Source organism: Pontibacter locisalis, from assembly GCF_042684605.1.
GTDB classification, from domain to species: Bacteria; Bacteroidota; Bacteroidia; order Cytophagales; family Hymenobacteraceae; genus Pontibacter; species Pontibacter locisalis.
This window is the reverse complement of the sequence record NZ_JBHULU010000031.1, coordinates 1-1,136: the sequence shown is the minus strand read 5'-3', so window position 1 is coordinate 1,136 and position 1,136 is coordinate 1. Positions and strand designations below refer to the sequence as shown.

The 1,136-nt window shown below is 46.4% G+C and carries 1 protein-coding gene; it reads right to left on the bottom strand.

Features of this window, described 5'->3' with window-relative positions; genetic code table 11:
* Positions 1 to 819 (bottom strand): thrombospondin type 3 repeat-containing protein (locus ACFSRY_RS19135; protein WP_377511926.1); only part of this gene is annotated, 819 nt, incomplete at its 3' end.
* Between the last annotated feature and the right edge of the window lie 317 nt (positions 820 to 1,136).

Genomic DNA, 1,136 nt, shown 5'->3' with positions numbered 1-1,136 from the left:
GTTGTCCCTGTCAGGGCAGCCCTTCAGGTTGGCCACGCCAGCCTCGGTCGGGCACTCGTCCTGGTAGTCGGCCACGCCGTCGCCGTCCGTGTCAACCGGGCAGCCCTCCTTGTCCACCTGCACGCCGGTAGGCGTGTCAGGGCACTTGTCCCTCCTGTCCGGAACACCGTCCATGTCCGTGTCCTTAGACTTACCTAGGTTTATACCGATACCGCCTCTGTGCTCCAGGAATTGTTCCCAATCATCATTGTCGACACCATCTATATTATCACTTGCAGTAGCCATCCATGTAGTCTCTCCAAACAAGCTTATGGCATCGGTAATACGAATACGGATACCTGCACCTGCGGCCCCAATAGCAGTTGCTCCTTTCTCTGCAAATGGAGCCCCACCTGCATCTCGAGCAATACCACTAAAGTCAAGGCGCGCTACACCAAATTTACCTACCAGATATGGTCCAATTAAAGCATCTTCTTTAAGAATTGTGCCATACATCTTTAATTTAAGAGCAAGCATGGCAGAAATCATGTCACCCTCAAATCTCGCAGCGCGGGTTAAATTTCGTTCTGCTCTATTGTAGGTTAGATCCAAGCCAGCATCAAAAGAAGGGCTTATTAAACGATAATAAGAGAGTCCTCCACCTTTTGAAGTGCTCTCCCAAAACTGGTTTCCCAGCTCACCTTTATAGGAAAGTGCCGTACCATACAACTGTATGTTATTCGGCCGATCTGATGTCTGTGCTACTAGGTTAGCACTTGGCATCATAAGGAAGAGCAGCACAAGTGCAACAGCAGAAAGTTTTGTAGTTATTTTTCGCATAAAGGGTTCAAAATATTTATATATGGCAATACGCACATACTTGAATCAAGTTTGCATTAGAAGATAAGTAATTTTTGTTTTAGGAATAGAGGGCTTACGTCTAAATTCCTCTTTTACCGAGTAGGTATAATGTATACCTACATGGTTACTTAATCTAAATAGATATTTTTTTAGCATAAACAACAGACAAGGGGCTCCGCAGATTTCTCTACGGAGCCCTTTTCTGTTATTACTTAGTCAGTTCCTATTCCAGGTCCAGCTGCATGTCTGGGGTATTGAGCTGGAAGCCCACCCTTCGGTTGATGCGTCTGGCCGTC